Source organism: Natrarchaeobaculum aegyptiacum, from assembly GCF_002156705.1.
Lineage (GTDB): Archaea > Halobacteriota > Halobacteria > Halobacteriales > Natrialbaceae > Natrarchaeobaculum > Natrarchaeobaculum aegyptiacum.
In genome coordinates, this window is the sequence record NZ_CP019893.1 from 3126400 (window position 1) to 3146868 (window position 20469).

At 63.2% G+C, this 20469-nt stretch carries 19 protein-coding genes and 1 pseudogene; 14 read left to right on the forward strand and 6 right to left on the reverse strand.

The genetic code is table 11. The features are described from left to right. The first annotated feature begins 124 nt into the window (after positions 1 to 124). The 11 genes from B1756_RS15110 to B1756_RS15160 are packed head-to-tail and all read left to right on the forward strand — an operon-like array spanning position 125 to position 10550. On the forward strand, positions 125 to 544 hold the full coding sequence (locus B1756_RS15110) for an NADH-quinone oxidoreductase subunit A (RefSeq protein WP_086889298.1): 420 nt from the start codon (positions 125 to 127) through the stop codon (positions 542 to 544). Next, positions 541 to 1254, forward strand: coding sequence for an NADH-quinone oxidoreductase subunit B (locus tag B1756_RS15115; RefSeq protein WP_086889299.1), 714 nt, complete (start codon positions 541 to 543; stop codon positions 1252 to 1254). Before B1756_RS15110 ends, B1756_RS15115 begins: the two co-directional genes overlap by 4 nt. After that, entirely contained in the window at positions 1251 to 2918 is a 1668-nt protein-coding gene (locus B1756_RS15120; RefSeq protein ID WP_086889300.1) for an NADH-quinone oxidoreductase subunit D, read from the forward strand. Before B1756_RS15115 ends, B1756_RS15120 begins: the two co-directional genes overlap by 4 nt. Further along, positions 2915 to 4009 carry a complex I subunit 1/NuoH family protein gene (locus B1756_RS15125; RefSeq protein WP_086889301.1) on the forward strand — a complete coding sequence of 365 codons (1095 nt, stop codon included), beginning with the start codon at positions 2915 to 2917 and terminating at the stop codon, positions 4007 to 4009. Before B1756_RS15120 ends, B1756_RS15125 begins: the two co-directional genes overlap by 4 nt. After that, on the forward strand, positions 4006 to 4467 hold the full coding sequence (locus tag B1756_RS15130) for a NuoI/complex I 23 kDa subunit family protein (RefSeq protein ID WP_086889302.1): 462 nt from the start codon (positions 4006 to 4008) through the stop codon (positions 4465 to 4467). The genes B1756_RS15125 and B1756_RS15130 overlap by 4 nt, the downstream gene beginning before the upstream one ends. A 2-nt stretch (positions 4468 to 4469) precedes the next feature. Then, positions 4470 to 4751 carry an NADH-quinone oxidoreductase subunit J gene (locus tag B1756_RS15135; protein WP_086889303.1) on the forward strand — a complete coding sequence of 94 codons (282 nt, stop codon included), beginning with the start codon at positions 4470 to 4472 and terminating at the stop codon, positions 4749 to 4751. Next, on the forward strand, positions 4748 to 5161 hold the full coding sequence (locus B1756_RS15140) for an NADH-quinone oxidoreductase subunit J (RefSeq protein WP_086889304.1): 414 nt from the start codon (positions 4748 to 4750) through the stop codon (positions 5159 to 5161). The genes B1756_RS15135 and B1756_RS15140 overlap by 4 nt, the downstream gene beginning before the upstream one ends. Beyond that, positions 5158 to 5463: an NADH-quinone oxidoreductase subunit NuoK gene (nuoK, locus tag B1756_RS15145; protein WP_086889305.1), complete on the forward strand. Its 306-nt coding sequence runs from the start codon at positions 5158 to 5160 to the stop codon at positions 5461 to 5463. Before B1756_RS15140 ends, nuoK begins: the two co-directional genes overlap by 4 nt. Before the next feature lies 1 nt (position 5464). Beyond that, positions 5465 to 7507, forward strand: a complete 2043-nt coding sequence (gene nuoL / locus B1756_RS15150; protein ID WP_086889306.1) for an NADH-quinone oxidoreductase subunit L — start codon at positions 5465 to 5467, stop codon at positions 7505 to 7507. Next, on the forward strand, positions 7504 to 9033 hold the full coding sequence (locus tag B1756_RS15155; protein WP_086889307.1) for a complex I subunit 4 family protein: 1530 nt from the start codon (positions 7504 to 7506) through the stop codon (positions 9031 to 9033). Before nuoL ends, B1756_RS15155 begins: the two co-directional genes overlap by 4 nt. Continuing rightward, complete coding sequence (locus tag B1756_RS15160; RefSeq protein ID WP_086889308.1) at positions 9033 to 10550, forward strand: NADH-quinone oxidoreductase subunit N; 1518 nt, start codon at positions 9033 to 9035, stop codon at positions 10548 to 10550. The genes B1756_RS15155 and B1756_RS15160 overlap by 1 nt, the downstream gene beginning before the upstream one ends. Positions 10551 to 11102: 552 nt before the next feature. Here B1756_RS15160 and B1756_RS15165 read toward each other — a convergent pair. Next, entirely contained in the window at positions 11103 to 11378 is a 276-nt protein-coding gene (locus tag B1756_RS15165) for a PadR family transcriptional regulator (protein ID WP_086889309.1), read from the reverse strand. Positions 11379 to 11923: 545 nt separating this feature from the next. On the opposite strand from B1756_RS15165, the gene hemG reads away from it, so the two are divergent. Both hemG and hemH read left to right on the forward strand, forming a co-directional pair. Next, positions 11924 to 13186, forward strand: coding sequence for a protoporphyrinogen oxidase (gene hemG / locus B1756_RS15170; protein WP_086889310.1), 1263 nt, complete (start codon positions 11924 to 11926; stop codon positions 13184 to 13186). Between the two features lie 109 nt (positions 13187 to 13295). Beyond that, the gene (gene hemH / locus B1756_RS15175; RefSeq protein ID WP_086889311.1) at positions 13296 to 14363 is read left to right on the forward strand and encodes a ferrochelatase; all 1068 of its coding nucleotides are present in this window, start codon (positions 13296 to 13298) and stop codon (positions 14361 to 14363) included. A gap of 32 nt (positions 14364 to 14395) precedes the next feature. Here hemH and hemE read toward each other — a convergent pair whose 3' ends face one another. From hemE to B1756_RS15190, 3 genes are all read right to left on the reverse strand, one after another. After that, positions 14396 to 15403 (reverse strand): uroporphyrinogen decarboxylase, encoded by a 1008-nt coding sequence (gene hemE / locus B1756_RS15180; protein WP_086889312.1) that lies wholly within the window; start codon positions 15401 to 15403, stop codon positions 14396 to 14398. 154 nt (positions 15404 to 15557) lie between these two features. After that, on the reverse strand, positions 15558 to 15701 hold the full coding sequence (locus B1756_RS15185) for a CcmD family protein (RefSeq protein WP_086889313.1): 144 nt from the start codon (positions 15699 to 15701) through the stop codon (positions 15558 to 15560). Positions 15702 to 15706: 5 nt separating this feature from the next. Continuing rightward, positions 15707 to 16453 (reverse strand): cytochrome c biogenesis protein, encoded by a 747-nt coding sequence (locus tag B1756_RS15190; RefSeq protein WP_086889314.1) that lies wholly within the window; start codon positions 16451 to 16453, stop codon positions 15707 to 15709. Between the two features lie 251 nt (positions 16454 to 16704). On the opposite strand from B1756_RS15190, the pseudogene B1756_RS15195 reads away from it, so the two are divergent. Continuing rightward, positions 16705 to 17942, forward strand: a pseudogene (locus B1756_RS15195) (RNA-guided endonuclease InsQ/TnpB family protein). Between the two features lie 179 nt (positions 17943 to 18121). Here the strand turns inward: B1756_RS15195 and B1756_RS15200 are convergent. Further along, on the reverse strand, positions 18122 to 19609 hold the full coding sequence (locus B1756_RS15200) for a molybdopterin-dependent oxidoreductase (RefSeq protein ID WP_086889315.1): 1488 nt from the start codon (positions 19607 to 19609) through the stop codon (positions 18122 to 18124). A 245-nt stretch (positions 19610 to 19854) separates the two neighbouring features. Continuing rightward, positions 19855 to 20379 carry a cytochrome c maturation protein CcmE domain-containing protein gene (locus B1756_RS15205; protein ID WP_086889316.1) on the reverse strand — a complete coding sequence of 175 codons (525 nt, stop codon included), beginning with the start codon at positions 20377 to 20379 and terminating at the stop codon, positions 19855 to 19857. Positions 20380 to 20469 lie beyond the last annotated feature (90 nt).

The following is a 20469-nucleotide window of genomic DNA, read 5'->3' on the forward strand; positions in this document are numbered from 1 at the left end:
TAGTTCTACCTGATTATTCAAGTACGAAGACTGGAGCTGTTCAAAGGTTTTGGCCCGTGTTCGCCCAGAAAACGAACAATCAACCCTTATGTGCGTGCGGTTTGAAGCCTCGAACGTTAGGGAGATGAACGATTGGATAGCGATCGGGGCGCTGGCGCTCGTGGGACTGCTGATACCGCTGGGTATGATGCTGGTATCGTGGCTCCTGCGACCGAGCGTTCCGGAAACGAGTAAACGCGCCACCTACGAGAGCGGCGAAGTGCCGACCGGAGGGACCCGTATCCGGTTCAACATCCAGTACTACATGGTCGCACTCCTGTTCCTGGTCTTCGATATCGAAACCGTCCTGTTGTTTCCGTGGGCGGTCGTGTACCTGGACGTCCTCGAGTCGGACGCGGTCGGTCACTTCGAGATTCTCGCGCCGATGGTGGCCTTCGTCGCGATCCTGCTCGTTGGACTCGGGTGGGCGTGGCGAACCGGTGCCGTACAGTGGGCACGAACACCTGGGCAGGTCGACCCAGATACGGAGCGTGACAGGGTATGAGTGAACACCAACCCGAACAGCCGAACGCGGCGAATACTGGTACTGCACCGTCGACGGACACCCGCGACGCCCGGATGGGCGCCGGGACTGACGACCGGTTCAACTCGAAACTTCGGGAGGCCTTCGGCACGTCGCCGTTCGTCCTCACGAAGTTCGACGAGTTCATGAACTGGGTCCGCGGCAACTCGATGTTCATGCTGCAGTTCGGGATCGCCTGCTGCAGCATCGAGATGATCCACACCTACGCGATCAAACACGACGTCGACCGCTTCGGGGCCGGCGTTCCGCGGGCGTCACCCCGGCAGGCCGACGTGATGATCGTCCCCGGAACGATCGTCTCGAAGTTCGGACCGCGGATGAAGCGCGTCTACGACCAGATGCCCGAACCCAAGTTCGTCGTCGGCATGGGATCGTGTACGATCTCCGGTGGCCCGTTCCAGGAGGGCTACAACGTCGTCAAGGGTGCCGAAGAGATCATTCCGGTCGACATTCACGTCCCCGGGTGCCCGCCCCGACCAGAGGCGCTCGTCTACGGCATCCTCAAGCTACAGGAACGGATCAAGAACGGCGAATCGTCACCCGTCGTCGTCAAACCGTACGAACTCGAGCGCTTCGGGGACCTCCCCGAGGACGAACTGGTACAGAAACTCGCGAGCGAGATCGACGAGGACGACCTCGTCATGCGGTACAACTGGGCTGATTCGCCATGAGCACCGGGATCGAGAAGCAGGAAGTCGACGCTGAAACGGTCGACGACCACCTCGCGCGACTCGAGTCGGTGATCGGCGATCGCGCGCTCGCGCGAGAGGACCACATGAACGCACCGGGGTTCGTGGTCAATCCGGACGACGTGCAGTCGGTCCTTACAGACTTGCGAGACGTCGCCGGTTACGACCACTGTTCGTGCGTAACGGCTCAGCAGTACGAGGACCGCTACGAGACGATCTATCACCTCAAGAAGTACGTCGATCCGACCGACGAGGTGAGCATCGTCGTCCCGACCTCGCTCGACGATCCCAGAAGCGAGAGCGCAGCGCCGGTGTATCGGACGGCAGACTGGCACGAACGGGAGGCCTACGACCTCGTGGGGATCGAGTACGAGAGTCACCCCGATCTGCGGCGCATCTTGCTGCCGGAGACCTGGCAGGGTCATCCCCTCTCTGCGGACTACGATCAGACCCAGCCACAGGTCGTGACCCTCGCCGAACACGAGAACCCGATCCAGCCGGACTACCACGACGAGGAAGGGGAGACGATGTTCCTGAACGTCGGCCCCCACCACCCGGCAACCCACGGCGTGCTCCACGTGAAAGCCGTACTCGACGGCGAGACGGTCGTCCACGCCGAACCCGACATCGGCTACCTCCACCGCTGTGAGGAGCAGATGTGCCAGCAGGGGACCTACCGTCACCAGATCATGCCCTATCCCGATCGGTGGGACTACGTCTCTGCCGGCTTGCTCAACGAGTGGGCCTACGCGCGGGCGATCGAAGACCTCGCGGACATCGAGGTCCCCGAGTACGCACAGGTGATCCGCACTCTCGGCGCCGAGCTCTGCCGGATCGCCTCGCACATGCTCGCACTCGGGACGTTCGCACTGGACGTCTACGGCGAATTCACGGCGACGTTCATGTACACGTTCCGCGACCGAGAGATCATTCAGGACATCCTCGAGGAGCTGACCGGCCAGCGGATGATGTTCAACTACTTCCGGGTCGGCGGCGTCGCCTGGGACCTCCCGGAGCCTCGTGAGGAGTTCATCGCACAGACCCGGGAGTTCCTCGAGCAACTACCCGCGAAGGTCGCCGAGTACGACGACCTCATCACGACCAACGAGATCTTCCAGCTCCGGTGTGTCGACACCGGTATCCTCGAGCCAGAAGCGGCCAAGGACTACGGCTGCACTGGCCCGGTCGCTCGCGGCTCCGGCGTCGACTACGACCTCCGACGTGACGACCCCTACGGCTACTATCCGGAACTCGACTGGGATGTCGTCACCGAGGACGGCTGTGACAACTACAGTCGCGTGCTCGTCCGCATGCAGGAAGTCGAGGAGTCCGCGAAGATCGTCGAACAGTGTCTCGACCTGCTCGAAGAGTGGCCCGAAGACGACCGCGAGATTCAGGCGAACGTCCCGCGGACGCTGAAGCCGGACGCAGGCGCAGAGACCTATCGTGCGGTCGAAGCTGCGAAGGGTGAACTCGGGATCTACATCCGCTCGGACGGTACCGACAAGCCCGCCCGATTCAAGATCCGCAGTCCGTGCTTCTCGAACCTGCAGTCGCTCGGCGAGATGACTGAAGGGGAGTACATCCCCGACCTGATCGCCAGCCTCGGCAGCCTCGACATCGTCCTCGGGGAGGTGGATCGATGACCGGGACGGGACTCGCCTTCCCGCTGCAGGCTGACGGGACGACGCTGCTCCCCGAACACCTCGTGAACCTCCTGCGGTTAGAGCAGTTTGGCATCGCAGGTGAGTTGCTCGCGGCGTTCCTCGCTGCGTTCATCGTCGCGAACATCATGCTCGCGATGACGGGCGTCGCCGGACCGTGGGCGAAACGAAAGATTACCGCGGCGTTCACCGACCGGATCGCGGTCAACCATCTCGGCCCGGCGGGGATCGGGATCATCATCGCCGACGCGGTGCGACTGCTCTCGAAGGAAAACATCATCCCGGAGAACGCCGATCGACCGGCCTACGACCTCGCACCGATCGTCATCGCGGGGTCGGCGCTGCTCGGCTTTGCCGTGATTCCGATGGGCAGCGGGATCCACCTCGCCGATCCCGAGGTCGGACTGGTGTTCGTCTTCGCGGTCGCCGGCATCGCCTCCATCGGACTGGTGATGGCAGGCTACGCGTCGGGCAACAAGTACTCGATGCTCGGCGGTCTCCGCGCGGTCGCCCAGAACGTCGCCTACGAGATTCCGCTCGTCGTGACCGGGATGTCGGTTGTCATCTTCGCCGGCTCCCTGCGGATGAGCGAAATCGTCGCCGCACAGGGTGAGCCGTTGTTCTCGATCGCCGGGCTGACGATTCCCGCCTGGTACGCGATCGTCAACCCGTTCGCGTTCGCCCTCTTCCTGATCGCTAACTTCGCCGAAGTGGGACGGAACCCCTTCGACATGCCCGAGGCACCGGCGGAACTTATCGCTGGCTACCAGACCGAGTACTCCTCGGTGTACTTCGTACTCGTCTACCTCGGGGAGTTCCTCCACATCTTCCTCGGTGGGGCGATCATTACGACCATCTTCCTCGGTGGTCCCGCAGGGCCGGGCCCAGAAGCGCTCGGCATCGTCTGGTTCCTGATCAAGATCTGGGGTGTGTTCCTCCTCACCCAGTGGCTCCGCTCTGCGGTGCCCCGGGTCCGGATGGACCACCTGATCGAGATCGGCTGGAAGGGCCTGCTGGTCCTCTCCTTTGCGAACCTGTTCGTTACCATCGCAATCGTCGAGGTGATTACATGATCGGACTGCTCAAATCAATGGCAACCACGATGAGACACGCACTGGACGGGTCGACTTTCACGGTCGAGTACCCGAAGACCGCACCGGACGTCTCCCCGCGATTCAGGGGCGTCCACAAGTGGAGCCAGGAACGGTGTATCTGGTGTCGCCAGTGCGAGAACGTCTGTCCGAACGACACCATCCAGATCGTGATGGACGACCAGCGAAACGGCGAACAGTACAACCTCCACATCGGCCAGTGTGTCTACTGCCGGCTCTGTGAGGAGGTGTGCCCGACTGACGCCATCTTGCTCACCCAGAACTTCGAGTTCACCGGTGACACCAAACACGACCTGGTGTACAACAAAGAGCAACTGCGTGCGGTACCGTGGTACAAGGACATCGACCCGCTCGAGTCGCGGGAACCCGATCGCGGCGCGTGGATCGGCGAGGGCGAAGGCGAGGTGGACTACCAGTAACCATGCTGGAGCTTATCGCGTTCGTCCTGTTCGCAGTCGTGACCCTCGGGAGTGCCCTCGGGGTCGTCCTCTTGCGGGACCCCTGGCACTCGGCGCTGATGCTCGGCATCGCGTTGCTCTCGGTCGCGGTCCACTACGTGATGCTCGCGGCCGAGTTCGTCGCGATGATGCAGGTGCTCGTCTACGTCGGCGGCGTCCTCATCCTCATCACGTTCGCCGTGATGCTCACCCAGCGTGAGCAGCCACCGACCGCAGGCGAATCCGAGGAGGTGACCCGAACGTGACGAGTCGACCGCGACTCCGCCTCGAGGGCAACCTTGCACCGGGGCTGCTTGCCGTCGCACTCTTCGTGCTGATGGCGCTGGTCGTCCTCAACACCGGGTTCAGCGCGATGCCGACGAACCCGTTCGACGTCGATTCGGTCACCGCGGCCATCGGCTACGCGCTGTTCGACCTCGCACCGCTGCAGGCCGAAGCCGGCGTCACCGGCACCGAGCCGTTCCTCGCAGCGTTCCTGCTCGTGGCAGTCGTCCTCGACGCCGCCCTCGACGCGGCGCTCGTGCTCGCGAAACGCGAGGAAGGCGGCGAACCAGTTTCGCCCCTGCAGTCTACCGGTGACAGTCCGTCGACATCGGATTCGGACGCCGGTCGGTCGGCCACTCGAGCCGACGGCTCGGGGGGTGACAACCGATGACGGTGCCGATCGAGTACTACGTATTGCTCTCGATGGGGCTGTTCTGTATCGGCCTCTTCGGCGTGCTGACGCGTCGCAACGCACTGATGTTCCTGATGTCCGTCGAGCTCATGCTGAACGCGGCGAACATCAACCTGATCGCCTTTGCGTTCTATCACGGCAACCTCACCGGACAGGTGTTCTCCCTGTTCGTGATGGCTCTCGCCGCCGCGGAGGTCGCGATCGGGCTGGGGATCATCCTGGTGCTGTACCGCAACTTCCGTGACGTCGACGTCACGGTTCCGACGACGATGAGGTGGTGAGATGGAAGGTGCATTCGACTACGCTCCGGCGATCGCACTGTTCCCGCTCGTCGCGTTCGTCGTCGCCCTCGCGTTCGGCAAATTCCTGCCGAAGAAGGGGGCGATTCCCGGCATCGCAGCGACGGCTGGCTCGTTGCTGTTCTCGCTGTGGATGCTGGCGGCGGTCGCGAGCGGTGAGACCTATCACGAGACGCTCTACGAGTGGGCCGTCGGCAACGCGGGTGGTGCCGCGACGGAGGGGATCGAGTTTACGTTCGGTATCCTGATCGATCCGCTCTCGGCGCTGATGCTCGTCATCGTCTCGCTCGTGGCGTTTCTCGTTCACGTGTTCAGCCTCGGCTACATGAACGCCGAGGGAGAAACCGGCCTGCCGCGGTACTACGCCGGGCTCGGCCTCTTTACGTTCAGCATGCTCGCGTTCGTCTTCGCGGACAACCTGCTGATGGCGTTTATGTTCTTCGAACTGGTGGGACTCTGTTCGTTCCTGCTGATCGGCTTCTGGTTCCGCACGAAGTCGGCACCCTCGGCCGCGAAGAAAGCGTTCCTGGTCACCCGCTTCGGTGACTACTTCTTCCTGCTCGGGGTCGTCGCCATCGCGGCGACGTTCGGCACGCTCCAGTTCGCCGGCGACGCCTCGTTCGTTAACGCGGCTGACGCCGCGCTAAACGGCGATGGCGACGCCTGGGTTCCGGCTGGACTCAGCACAGACACCTGGGTCACGATCACTGGATTGCTCGTGCTCGGCGGCGTACTGGGCAAGTCCGCCCAGTTCCCGCTACACACGTGGCTGCCGGACGCGATGGAGGGCCCGACGACCGTTTCGGCGCTCATCCACGCGGCGACGATGGTCGCAGCAGGTGTCTACCTCGTCGCGCGGATGTTCGGCTACTACGCCCTGTCGCCAACGGCGCTGGCGATTATCGCCTTCGTCGGCGGCTTTACGGCGCTGTTCGCGGCGACGATGGGCGTCGTCAAAGACGACATCAAGCAGGTGCTAGCGTACTCGACGATTAGCCAGTACGGCTACATGATGCTGGGGCTGGGCGTCGGCGGTTACGTCGCCGGAGTCTTCCACCTCATGAATCACGCGTTCTTCAAGGCCTTGCTGTTCCTCGGTGCCGGTTCAGTAATCGTCCTCATGCACCACGAACAGGACATGTGGAAGATGGGCGGCCTCAAAGAGAAAGCCCCCGTCACCTACTGGACGTTCCTCGCCGGTGCGCTCGCACTCGCGGGGATCATCCCCTTCTCGGGCTTCTGGTCCAAAGACGAGATCCTTTACGACGCGCTGATCGTCGGCGTGAACGACCCGGTGATCATGGCCGCCTACGCGATGGGGCTCGTGGCCGTCTTCTTCACCGGCTTCTACACCTTCCGGATGGTGTTCCTCACCTTCCACGGTGAGCCGCGGTCCGATGCGGCCGAGGATCCACACCCCGTGGGCTGGTCGATCAAGGTCCCGCTGATCGTGCTCGGCGTACTCGCAGTCGTCGCGGGCGTCGCGAATCTCGCGCCCGTCGCGAAGCTCGCAGCGGTCGACATCACGTTCCTAGAGCACTGGCTCGACGGCGAGTTCGGCGCCATCGAGGGGCTGACCTACGGCGCTTACGGCGAGTTGCTCCACTACGACGCCGGCGTGATCGGCTCCGAACAGCTAACCGTCCTGATCGCCGCGGGACTCTCGCTCCTGCTCGCGTTCTCCGGCGCCGGCCTCGCCTGGAAGCTGTACAACGTCCCCGAGCCGGTTGCGCACAAAGAGCGCCTCGGCTCGGCCGGAACGGTTGTCGAAGATAACTACTACCAGGACGAGTACCAGGTCTGGCTCGCCGAAGGCCTCACGCTGCCGCTTTCTCGAGCCGCAGACCGGTTCGATCAGACCGTGATCGACGGCGTCGTCAACGGCGTCTCGACGGTCAGTCTCTTCGGTAGCAGCGCGATGAAGCGCTTACAGACCGGTATCGTGACTAACTACGCGGCACTGATCGTGACAGGGTTCGTGATCCTGTTGCTCGTGCTCGGACTCCTCGGAGGGTGGTTCCTATGATGATCGAGATGCTCATTGCGGTCGCACTGCTCGGTGCGGCCGTCGTCTTCGTCGCGCCGAATCGGTACGCAGGGAAGCTGGCGTTCCTGATCAGCCTCGTGCCAGCCACGCTCAGCCTGTGGATGTACACGGCCTTCGACGGCAGCGGGAACGCCTTGCTCGGCGGCGACCTCGCCTACGAGACCCAGCTCGAGTGGCTCACCTTCGGCGACTACGCCATCTCGTGGTTCGTCGGTCTCGACGGCATCTCGCTGCCACTCGTGGTCCTGACGACGATCCTGACGACGCTCGCGATCGTCTCCTCGTGGACGCCGATCGACGAGCGCGAGTCCCAGTTCTACGGGCTCGTCCTGTTCATCGAGGCGAACCTGATCGGCGTCTTCGCCGCACTGGACTTTTTCGTCTGGTTCATCTTCTGGGAGGCCGTCCTCATCCCGATGTACCTCTTGATCGGGGTCTGGGGCGGTCCGCGCCGGAAGTACGCCGCGATCAAGTTCTTCGTCTACACGAACGTGGCGTCGCTCGTGATGTTCGGTGCGTTCATCGCGCTGGTCTTCGGGCTCGGTGACGCCGTCACGAGCTTCGCACTGCCCGAAGTGACGGCGGCGATGCTCGACGGTGGTCCCGAGGGACTGTTCGGTGTCGGCGGCACGACGCTCGCCTCGATCGTCTTCGTGGCGATGTTCCTCGGATTCGCCGTCAAGGTACCCGTCGTCCCGTTCCACACGTGGCTCCCCGACGCTCACGTCGAAGCGCCGACCCCCGCGTCGGTGCTGCTGGCTGGCGTCCTGCTGAAGATGGGGACCTACGCCCTGCTCCGGTTCAACTTCACGATGTTCCCACACGAGGTCGTCGAACCGTTCCTCGTGCCGATCGGGGTCGTCGCCGTCGTGAGCGTCATCTACGGTGCGATGCTCGCGCTGGCACAGACCGACCTCAAACGCATCGTCGCCTACTCGTCGGTCTCGTCGATGGGATACGTGATCCTCGGCCTGATCGCGCTCACCCAGTTCGGCGTCGGCGGGGCGACCTTCCAGATGGTCAGCCACGGGCTGATCTCCGGACTGATGTTCATGGCCGTCGGCGTCATCTACAACGCCACCCACACCCGGATGGTCACCGACATGTCCGGGATGGCAGACCGGATGCCCGTCGCCGTCGGCATCCTGATCGCCGGCTCGTTTGGCTACATGGGGCTGCCGCTGATGAGCGGTTTCGCCGCCGAGTACTTCATCTTCTTCGGCGCGTTCGGTGCCGCCTTCGACTACGCGCCGCTCTTCACGGCGCTGGCGATGTTCGGCATCGTCATCGTGGCCGGCTACCTGCTGTTTGCGATGCAGCGGGCAGTTTTCGGCCCCTACTCGCTCGAGACCGACTACGAGGTGACGAGAGCGCCGCTGCACGACATCGCGCCGATGTTCGTGTTGCTCGGACTCATCATCGCTCTCGGCGTCGCACCGGATCTCATCTTCGAGATGATCACGGACGCGGTCGATCCGATCCTCGAAAACGGAGGTGAGCTGTGATGGCGCTGCTCGAACTGCCATCGTGGGCTGCACTCGCCCCGATGTTGCTCCTGCTGGCGACGGCGCTCGTCCTGTTCGTCGTCGACAGCATCCGGCCCGGTGAGACGGGTCGCGGACTGCTCGCCGGCATCGCGACCGTCGGTTCGCTCGCATCGCTGGGCGTCGCCGTCTGGTTCATCGTCGCCGGCGTCGGCCAGCCGGGACTCGAGGGACTGGGCGTCGTCGAACTGTTCGACGGCCAGCTCGTCGTCGATCAGATGGCGCTGTACTTCACCATCGTCGTCGCCGTCGTCACGGCGCTGGTGGCTATCGCCAGCTACGACTACATGGACGGCCACGCCTACCAGGCGGAGTACTACTCGCTGGTCATGCTCGCGGCGACCGGTATGGCGACGATGGCCGCCGCAAACAGTCTGGTGACGATCTTCATCGCCCTCGAGCTGGCGAGCCTGCCGTCGTACGCGCTCGTCTCGATCCTCAAGGACAACCGCGGGAGCGTCGAAGGGGGGCTAAAGTACTTCCTGATCGGCGCGCTGTCGTCTGCGATCTTCGTCTACGGTATCTCGCTGGTCTACGGTGTTACCGGCTCGCTCCAGCTGACGGCCATCGCCGACACGATTGCCGCCGGCGACGCCGACCCCTACGGTGGGCTGCTCGGGCTCGGTATCGTGATGCTGATCGGCGGCTTCGCGTTCAAGACTGCGAGCGTCCCGTTCCACTTCTGGGCGCCGGACGCCTACGAGGGTGCGCCAGCGCCGATCAGCGCGTTTCTCTCGTCGGCCTCCAAAGCGGCTGGCTTCGTGATCGCGTTCCGCGTGTTCACCGAGGCGTTCCCTGTCGGCGCGACGGCCGATCTCATCGGCCTCGACTGGACGCTCGCGTTCGTTATCCTCGCGATCGTGACGATGACCGTCGGTAACTTCGCTGCCGCGACCCAGAACAACGTCAAGCGCATGCTCGCCTACTCGTCGGTCGGGCACGCGGGCTACGCGTTGATCGGCCTCGCCGGGCTCGGCGCTGACGGCGGCGAACTCGTCATGGGCGCGGCCATGATGCACCTGCTCGTCTACGGCTTCATGAACACCGGCGCGTTCCTGTTCGTCGCCCTGGCCGAACACTGGGGTGTCGGGCGAACCTTCGAGGATTACAGCGGCCTCGGACGACGCGCCCCGGTCGCCTGCTTCGCGCTGGCGATCTTCATGTTTAGTCTCGCCGGCATTCCGCCTCTCGGTGGCTTCTGGAGCAAGTACTTCCTGTTCTCGGCTGCCATCGACGCCGGCTTGCTACTCGTGGCCGCCGCGCTGGTGATCAACAGCGCCCTGTCGCTGTACTACTACAGTCGACTGGTCAAGGCCGTCTGGTTCGACGAGCCACTCGCCGACCGCGACGCGCTCGCCCAGCCGATAGGCCTCTACACGGCGATCGTGATCGCCGCGGTCGTGACCGTCCTCCTGCTCCCGGCGTTCGGCCCGGTGTCGGAGACCGCAGTCGAGGCAGCAGCGATCGTCGTCGGCTAACGCAGGCGGCTGTCGCTCGTTCGACCGCGAGGTTTCGGTTCCTTTCACCCGCAATTCAGAGATACTGATCTGTCACGTCCCTCGTACAGACAGAAACGGATCGAATCGATCTGGTCGACCCCGAGTCCGACCGTGACCGCTCGAACGCCAGCGCACTCGCTCGAGTACACAATACTTACATGTGTTGAGATTGATACAGGCAGCAACGAAGGGTCGAGGGATGGAGGAGGCCACACAGGAACAGGTCGAACGGGCGATCCGGAAACTCGAGCGCGCCGAAGAGGGCGACGAGATCATCGTCGCTGACGAGGAGTAGCTCTCGGCGACGGCTGTCGAGAACGGCGAAGCGGTCGTCACGACGACACAGCGCGTGCAGCTGTCGTGCTACCAGCGTGATACACCTGTGTCACCGAGCTGGCCGTCGTCCTGTCCAGCCGCCAGAATTCTTCGCGAGCCGTCTCTTCGACGCTCCTTCTCGTGAACCACCAGAACGGACTCTGGAGCTGATGGTCTCTGGCCCGGACGTGGACGAGCGGACGCCCGCTTACGGCCTCAGAAGTCGACGTACTGGTCTTCCCACTGGCGCCGATCCTCGAGTTCGCGCTGCCCACGTCTGGTGACGGTGTAGAAGTTGGTTCGTCGGTCACGCGTCCCCTTCTCGAGGAGCCCCTTATCGACGAGGGTATCGAGGTTCGGGTAGAGCCGCCCGTGGTGGATCTCGGATTCGTAGTAGTTCTCGAGTTCGTCTTTGACCGCGAGCCCGTGTGGTTCGTCTAGTCCGGCTGCCACGTACAGGAGGTCTCGTTGAAACCCTGTGAGATCGTACATGATCGGTCGTACGACAGGAGGGGAATTAAATACACGGGTTTCTCGATTTCTATTATCTCGGTCGTGTCTCGGACTGGACACACTGGTCCGACCAGTCCGGCTACCGACGCATCCACGCGGGTATCGGTTCGACCCCGCTGTCGCGAACTGGACCGGAATCAGCGCCCACCAGTTCTTCACATTCAAATTACTGTTCTCGAGTCGTTTATCTGGACAGGCATATAACGCCGGGTGCCGACGATACCCGTCGCTCGACTGCCATCCGGGCGACGTGGGGTCACAGTCCGTTCGGAATGAGTGTGAGGCTGCAGGATCGACCGGTCGCTGCCGCCGTCGAGCGCTGCGCACCGTTCTCGACGCCAATCTCGAGGGAAGTGCTGTCCGTGGCTGCCAGAAGCCAGTTCAGGCGCTCGTAAGACGGAGTGTATGCAGCGCGGACGGCCGTCGGCCACATTCATCGAGGGCGATCAGTCGCACACAGCCTGCGGACCCTGCGTCGGTGGGTCGGACAGTATAAAGCGTCGCAGTTCGAACGACCAGTCGACATGACAGTTGGCGTCGTCGGGGCCGGTATCTCGGGACTCTCGCTCGTCCGGTCGCTCGCCGACCGCGACGTAGACGTCGTCGCGTTCGACAAACGTGACAGTCCTGGTGGTATCATGCGAAGTAAACACGTCGACGATCGCGTTCTCGAACTTGGCCCACAGCGACTCCGGCTGACGCCCGGTCTCGAGTCCATGATCGACGACCTCGACCTGGGTGATCGCCTCCGATACGGTGACGACGACCAGCCGATCTACGTCTATCACGACGGGTCGCTCTCGGTCGTCCCGCTGTCCGTTCGCGAGGCGATCACTACCGATCTACTCTCTCCGGCGGCGAAACTGCGAATTCTGGCCGAACCACTGACTGGGCCGCCACGGGCCGACGAGACCGTCGACGCGTTCCTCACCCGGAAGTTCGGCAAACAGGCCGCTCGGCGGTATCTCGGCCCGCTGTACAGCGGCCTCTACGGGACGCATCCGAAGAATATGCTGATGCCGTACTCGCTCGGGCGCGCCCTCGAGAAGGCCGGTGTCGAACGAAGCGTCTTGCTGTGGGTCGTTCGGAAACTTCTCTCGGGGCGGGAGACGCCACCGATCTGCACGTTCGAAGGTGGGCTCGGGGAGTTGCCATCCGCGCTGTACGAGGCCTACGACGATCAGATTCACCTCGAGACGCCCGTCGAACGAATCGAACCTGTGGACGGTGGCTATGCCCTCCACACGTCCGCAGGAATCGAGTACGTCGACGAGGTCGTCCTGACCCCACCTGCCGGAGTCTGTGCGGACCTGCTGGCACCCGTCGACGCGGACCTCGAGGCGACCCTGCGCCGATTCAACTACAACCCGATCGGGATGGTCTATCTCGAGTCGGACTTCGACGGGACGGGAATCGGCACCCTGGTGCCGCCGGATTCGGACGTTCGGATTAGCGGCCTCACCTGGAACGCGAGTTTCCTCGAGCGCGACCGCCTGTTCACCTGCTACGTCGACCCGAACACCGATCCGGAGATGCAAGAGCGATCGGACGACTCCCTCGGGAAGCTGGCGGCGACGGAGTTCGAGCGAATCACGGGCGCGCCCGCAGAACCGATCCACGTCCACCGGTGGAACCCCGGGATGCCGGCGTACGATCGCTCGTGGACGGCGATAGACGACCTCGAGCCGCCCGCCGGAATCCACTTCTGTACGAACTTCGTCGATCGGCCGGGGATTCCTGGTCGAATTCGGGCGGCAAACCGGCTGGCTCGAGAACTCACGGCGTGAGTCGACAGGCACCTCTGGTCGACAACCCGGAAAAACGCCCGTTGCACGGCGGTCGTTCGGCGCTTCCGCGTCCGAAGTGCATTTACCACCTGCTTCCTAAGCGCCGCACATGGAGACCGAGACCGGCATTGTGCTGTTGAACTTCGGTGAACCGGCCGAGCCAGACCGCGACGTGGTTCTCGAGTATCTCACGCGAATCTTCTTCGACAACGCCGACCTCGAGGAGGCCGACTCCGAGGACGCGGCGTGGGAACGCTCGCGCGAACTGGCGACGCGACGGCTGCCGGGGCTGATGGAGGAGTACGAAGAAATCGGTGGTTCGCCGCTTCAGGAGCAAGCCGACGGACAGGCCGAGGCGCTCGCAGAGACGCTCACCGACCGCGGCCACGAAGTCACGGTCTACCGGGCGATGCAGTTCATGGAACCGCTGATCCCGGAGGTCGCTTCGGAACTGGCCGACGACGGGATCGAGTCGGTGATCGCCGTCCCGATCTACCCGCTGTGTGGCCCGTCGACGACCGTCTCCTCGATCGACAACCTCGAGTCGGAGATCGACGACGTCGACGGCTACGACCCTGAGTTCGCGGCGATCACTGGCTGGCACCGCGCGCCCACGTACAACCGCCTCCGCACCGAGGGGATCAGGGAGTTCGTCGAGCGCGAGGGACTCGACCTGACCGATTCCGACACCGCGTTCGTCTTCTCCGCTCACGGAACGCCCACCAAGTACCTCGAGGCGGGAAGCCGATACGACCAGTACGTCGAAGAACATGCCGAGACGATCGCCAGCATGCTCGGCATCGACGACTACGAGATCGGCTACCAGAACCACTCGAACCGCGGGATCGAGTGGACCGAACCCGACACCGAAGACGTGGTCGAGGGCCTCGAGGGCGAGGCTGACCGCGTCGTCGTCGAACCGATGAGCTTCATGCACGAACAGTCGGAGACGCTCGTGGAACTCGACGTGGATCTGGCGGAGGACGCCGCCGAGGTGGGACTCGACCTCTATCGCGTCCCGGTCCCACACGACGACTCGCGCTTCCCGACCCTGCTTGCGGACGTGCTCGAGCCGTTCCTCTCGGGCTTCGAACCGTCGTACTACCAGCTTCGCCAGTGTGCCTGTCGTGACGAGCCGGGAACGTACTGTTTCAACGCTGGCCTACCACCCCAGTAGCCAGAAAGGGCCGCGTTCGGAACGAGAGCCGACTACCGCGAGAACTCTTTTGCGGTTTCGAAGAACGCCGCGACGTTCTCGACCGGTGTGTTCCGGTCGACTCCGTGGCCGAGGTTGAGGATGTGACCGGCGTCGTCTGCAGCCTCGATCACGGCCCGCGTCCGCTCGCGAACGTCGTCTGGGTCACCGTAGAGCAGGGCTGGATCGAGGTTCCCCTGGATCGCGACGTCACCCAGCTCTGCGCGCGCTCGCTCGAGGTCGACCGTCCAGTCGAGGGCGACGACGTCTGCGCCGGTCTCCTCGAGTAACTCGAGGTTGCCGCTGACGTTCCGGACGAAGGCGATGGTGGGGACGTCGATCGCGTCGACGATCTCCTGGTGCAGCGGCAGGAGGAAGCGTCGGTAGTCCGCCGGTGAGAGCAGACCCGCGTAGGTGTCGAACAGTTGAATCGCGTCTGCTCCGGCCTCGACCTGATACTCGACGTAGTCGACGATCGTATCCGTGAACGCTCTGAGGAGTGCCTCGAAGGCGTCGGGGTGTTCGGCTCGAAGCCGGCGGACGGCCATGAAGTTCCGCGATGGGGTTCCCTCACAGACGTAGGCAGCGAGCGTGAACGGCCCGCCCGTGAAACCGAGGACCGCGGCGTCGGAGCCGAGTTCCTCATCCAGAATCTCGAGGAGGTCACCGACGTAGGGGAGGTGGTCGTCGATCGGTTCGTGGGTTCGCTCGGCGTCGGCTGGCGACTCGACGGGGTTCTCGACGACCGGGCCGACGCCGGACTCGAGGTGATAGGAGAAGCCGAGTGGCTCGAGGACGGTCAGGATATCCGAGTACATGACGATTCCGTCGGGGCGGAACCGTTCCCACGGCTGGAGGGTGATTTCGGCGGCGATTTCGGGGGTCGAGATCGCCTCGAGAAAGGTGTAGTCTTCCCGGAGCGACCGGTACTCCGGCAGGTAGCGTCCGGCCTGCCGCATCATCCAGACGGGCGGGCGTTCAGTTCGGTCGCCGCGTGCGGCCCGGAGGAAGAGGTCCTTCATACCGAGCGGTATGGAGTGAGAGAGCCTAATTGTTGTGAAACGACCGACCGATCACCGCTTTTCCGTCGTCGGACTCGTACGGGGTACTGTAGGTCAGTTCCGGCACAACCGCGACCCGGCGGCAGTTACGCCGGTACGTCGGTACAGTGCCCGTTCAGTCGTCGCCCTCGAGGTCGCGTTCGACGGAGAGGTCCGCGAGGCGCTTTTCGATTTCCGTGAGGCGGCTTCGCAGGTGCACGACGTACGCGACGAGTGCGAGGAAGATCGCACCGTAGGCGAACAGGAGGAGGTAGTCCATATCGATCAGTCATCCCCTGTCGGCTTGTACGTTTTGCCACGGTGGCGCGTCTTCAGCGCGTCGAGACGGACAGTCACGTCGTGAAGTCGGACCCTGCTGCCGAGGAAGTAGAGGTAGAGAAACGAGATGGCGAGCAACGACACGAGCAGGACCTCGAACGAAATCGCTGCCTCGGCGTCGGGGTTGCCGATCGACGGGGCGTGAAGTCGTGCAGTCCAGAGCCGCGTCGAGGCGTAGGAGATCGGGACGGTCACGAAGCCAACGACGCCGTAGACCGACGCCAGCCGCGAGACCCGCGCACCGTTTCCGGCACCGGCGTAGATGAGGAGATAGCCGGCGTAGATGAACCAGACGAACAGGAAGGTGACGAGGCGGACGTCAGACCAGTCCCACCAGGTGTTCCAGATGACCCGCCCCCATGCGCTGCCGGTCACGAGGGTGAGCGTCGCGAAGATGAACCCCAGTTCGCCCGAGGCGTGCGCGAGGTGTTCCCAGAACCTCGTTCCAGTCAGGAGATACAGGACACACCCGAGGAACGTAACCGTGAAGGCGACTCCGCCCACGAGCGCCAGCGGGACGTGCCAGTAGGCGACCAGATTGATGCCGTGACTGACGCCGTACATCGAGTCGGAGGCGACGCCGAAGACGAGCGCGATCGAGACGACCCCGAACGCGAGCGTCAGGTATCCCGGAATCGCGCTCCGGAAGAGCCGCCGCAGGAGACCGATGGTTCGACGTTCGATTGAACCCATACGTCGACTCTTTCGCCGTCGATTATAAAACGTCCGCGGTCACTTCTACGAACGGAGAATCTGTTCCGCTCGAGTCTGCCACGTCGGATCTCATAATGACCGCAAGGCGGAAACCCGCGACTTCAGGCGTCCTCGGAACGCTCTGCGTTCCGATGTGCGAACGAGACGCTTTGCGTCTCGTCAACGCGGGAGGGAGCCGACAACCCGGATACACACCGCGTTTGATAGCAAGCGCTACAGATGAAACACAGATGGTGGAAGACTCACGCACTCGAACCGTCCTATCAAGCTCGATGTGGACGAGAGTGCCGCTGACCTCTTCCACCAGACCATCGACCACTTCCTCGACGCCGCCAACCACGTCGTAGACGTAGCGTGGGAACCAGACTGGAAAATCACCAGTAAACAGAAACTCCACGACCTCACCTACTACGACGTTCGAGGCGACTCACCACTTCCGGCCAACCTCGTGCAAGCCGCACGAAACTGTGCCGTCGAAGCCGTCAAAGGCGTCGTAGAACGCTGGAAGGAAGGCAAAAAAGCCTCGAAACCCGAGTTCACATCACAGTTCGCCAGCTACGACGCACGAACCGTTACCGTCAACGACGACCACGCGACACTCGCCACCATCAACGGGCGAATCACCGCTGAATTCGTCCTCCCCAACGGACAGCGTGAGACGCCGCACTCGGCGTACCTGTTCAACGATGACTACGAGGTGAAGGGAGCTACGCTCCATCGCGATACAGTTGAGGATCGTTTCTACCTTCACGTGCGGACAAAGCCCGCCGTGGAGAACGATGAGGCCGACACGGGCGATGCCAAGCACGTCTCCGTCCTTGGTGTTGACCTCGGCATCACAAACATCGCAACCACCTCAACCGGACGATTCTGGAGCGACGGCGAGCTCAACCACTGGCACCGAGAATACGAGAAACGGCGGGGATCGCTTCAGCAGACTGGAACTCGGTGGGCACACATCAACGTGCAGCGAGTCGGTTGTAAGCAAACTGGGCGTTTCGAACAGATGCTTCACACGATCTCGAACGAACTCGTAGACGAAGCTCTGGAGAACGACTGTACACATGTCGTGTTTGAGCAACTCAACGGAATTCGCGAGCGCTTGCCGCACGCGAAGGCGGTTCACAAGTGGGCGTTCTACCGCCTGTACGAGTATGTTACGTACAAATCCGAGTCTGAAGGGCTTGTCGTGAAGCAGACATATCCTGCGTACACGAGTCAGCGGTGCTCGAAGTGTGGGTTCACCCACGAGGACAACCGTCCGAACGACAACAGTCAGGACGAGTTCGAGTGTCTGAAGTGCGGGTACAATATTCACGCAGATTACAACGCCGCGAAGAATATCGGTCTGAAGTATCTCCGCGACCAGCAAAAGTCTGGGCGTGGAGGCGCACCCGTAGGCGTGCGCTTGAACAGCGGGATGATGAATGTGAACGGCGAGTATTCGCCTACTGTGTTACACAGTTAGAACGGGAGTCCACGCTGAATGCCACGCCCTTCAGGGCGTGGTAGCTTACTGGGAGCGCTCTGCCAGTCGACTCTCACTGCGAGCGACTCGATCGGATGCTCACCGATCGATGCCGTCCGGATGCCTGACCGCCGAACGGGTACGGCGATTCCGGTTCGAGACGTCGTCGGCCGGTCCGGTCAGGCGTTGATCGATCGGGTCGCCCACCCGGTGGCACCATCCGGGAAGGGGTCGGTTCGTTCTTCTGGCTCGACGGTCCCGTCGCCATCGACCGTTCGAGCGGCGATTTCGAACCCCTCGGCTTCGTCGTCGGGTTCGATCTCGTAGCGCCACTGCCTGATCGTGTCGGGGTCTGGAAGCGGCTCGCTGAGTTCGGCGTCCTCCCACGTGTCACCGCCGTCGATCGAGACCTCGACGGCGTCGACGCCGCGACCACCGGCGTAGGCGTGGCCGACGATCTGGATCCGGTCGCCCGGACGATTGATACGATCGATCTTGGTGACCGCGTTGACTGGTCCCATCCCGTGCCAGCCGCGTTCTTCCCAGTATCCACCTTCTTCTGCGTCGATGATCTCGATCTCTTCGAGCCACTTGACGTGAAGTTTCCCCCAGCGATCCGGGACGAGTACGCGCATCGGATAGCCGTGGCCAGCCGGCAACTCGAGGCCGTTCATCCCGAACGCCAGCAGCGAGTCCTCGAGGTCAGAAAGCGGGATCGAGTAGAAGTAGTCGTCGGCACCCGTCAGCATCGCGTACTCCCCTTCCGGCTCGACTTCCGAGAGGAGGTCGCCGATTCGGACGCCGGTCCAGAGAGCCATGTCGAGTTCGTCGCCGTCGATGTCGTCGCTCAGACACCGAATCGCCTTGTACTCGTGGACGGTCTCCATCTCGAGGACATCCTCGTAGGCGAACTCGCGTTCGTCTGCGACCAGTCCGGTGACCGAGAGCGACCAGGTGTCGGCCTCGAGCGCCGGCGGACTGGGGTTGATGTCGACCTGGAAGAAGTCCCCGACGTCGGCGATCAGCGGTTTGACTCCCTCACCCTCGAGGCCGTGGTCCTCGACGGCCTCGACCAGGTGCTCGGCCTCGAGCCGAGTCGCTCGTTCCTGGAGTTCGCGCTCGGCACGCTGGTCCCGTCGAGTGAGTCCGAGCGCGTGAGCGACGACGTTGAACGCGACGACGCCGGCGACTGACGTCACCACCGTCCGGCGGTCGGCGTCGAACTCGGTGGGTGCAGACGAGCGAGGGAGCGTCGCGAACAGGGTCAACACACCGGCCCCGACCAGTGCAGAGGGGACGACGGCAGTGATCGATCCGACCACGAGAACGGCCGGGAGCAAGATCACCACACCGGCGAGGACGAATCCGACCACTGGGTCGTACGCTGGAGCGACGCGCACGCCGAGGCGAAAGCCGACGAACGCTCCCACGCCGAGGATGACCGAGAGGACGCCGCCCGAGAAGATCAGGCTCAACTCGAGGGCCAGGTTGCCGAACTGCTGGATGATACTCGAGACGAATGCACCCGGAAGCACCTCGAGGAGCAGGTAGTTGAACGACGAGACGAGGAAGTCCTCGGTGGTCGCGTAGATCGCAAACGACGTCGCCACGGCGGAGACGCCGCTCGCGAGGATTGCGATGACGACGGTGAGGCGGCGATCGGTCATCGGCCGTTCACCCCACGTCTGGTGTCGGACGAACGAAGACCGTCGGGCGATCGGATCATGGCCGGTACTCGGGGTGGCACGCAGTTAAACGCCACCCTCGTCCCGACCGACCGGGAACGAGTGAGGGACACTCCCATCGTGGATCGACTCGAGTGAGCGGAGCCTGCAATCCTGTCCCGGAATCGATTGATCGACCATGCGTGATTTACCGGTGTCGGATTCAGCAGGTTCCAGAACGGGTCGTCTCACGCAGTCGTTTCCGCGTCGTCACCGCCGTCTGTGGCCGGGCCGCCAGCGGATTCCCCGTCGGGACTGTCGGCGTCGTCGCCGTTGTCGTACCCTTCGTATTCATCGTAGGCGTCGTACTCGTCGTACTCACCACCGAACTGGGTCTCGTTCGCACCGGCGTCGTCGGGGTGTTCACCCTCGTGGGCCCGAACCGTGAGGTCGCTGGCCTCGACGTGCTCACCGTCGTAGTACCCTTCTGCGACGACCTCTCTCCCGTCTGACATCGTCTCGGGCATCTCACCGTCGTAGCTCACCGACGTCGAGTGGTTCTCGTCGACGACGGTGAAGGTGATCTCCTCGTCGTCGGCGAGGTCGATCGCCCGCCCCTCGAGTTTGACGACCTCGTCGTCGTGATCGTCCGTCTCGACGAGGTCTGTCGGTGTTACGAACTCCGTCGCCGATCCCATCGTCGTCGTCGCGAGGATCGCCAGCAGGACGGCGATTCCGACGCCACCGACGAGTACCTTGACCTTTCGGTCCATTGGGTGGGGGTTCGTCGTCGCCCCACATCAAGACTTCGTCCGGTTTCCGACCGACTGGAACTCGGTCGTGAGTTTAAGAGGGGTCCTCTC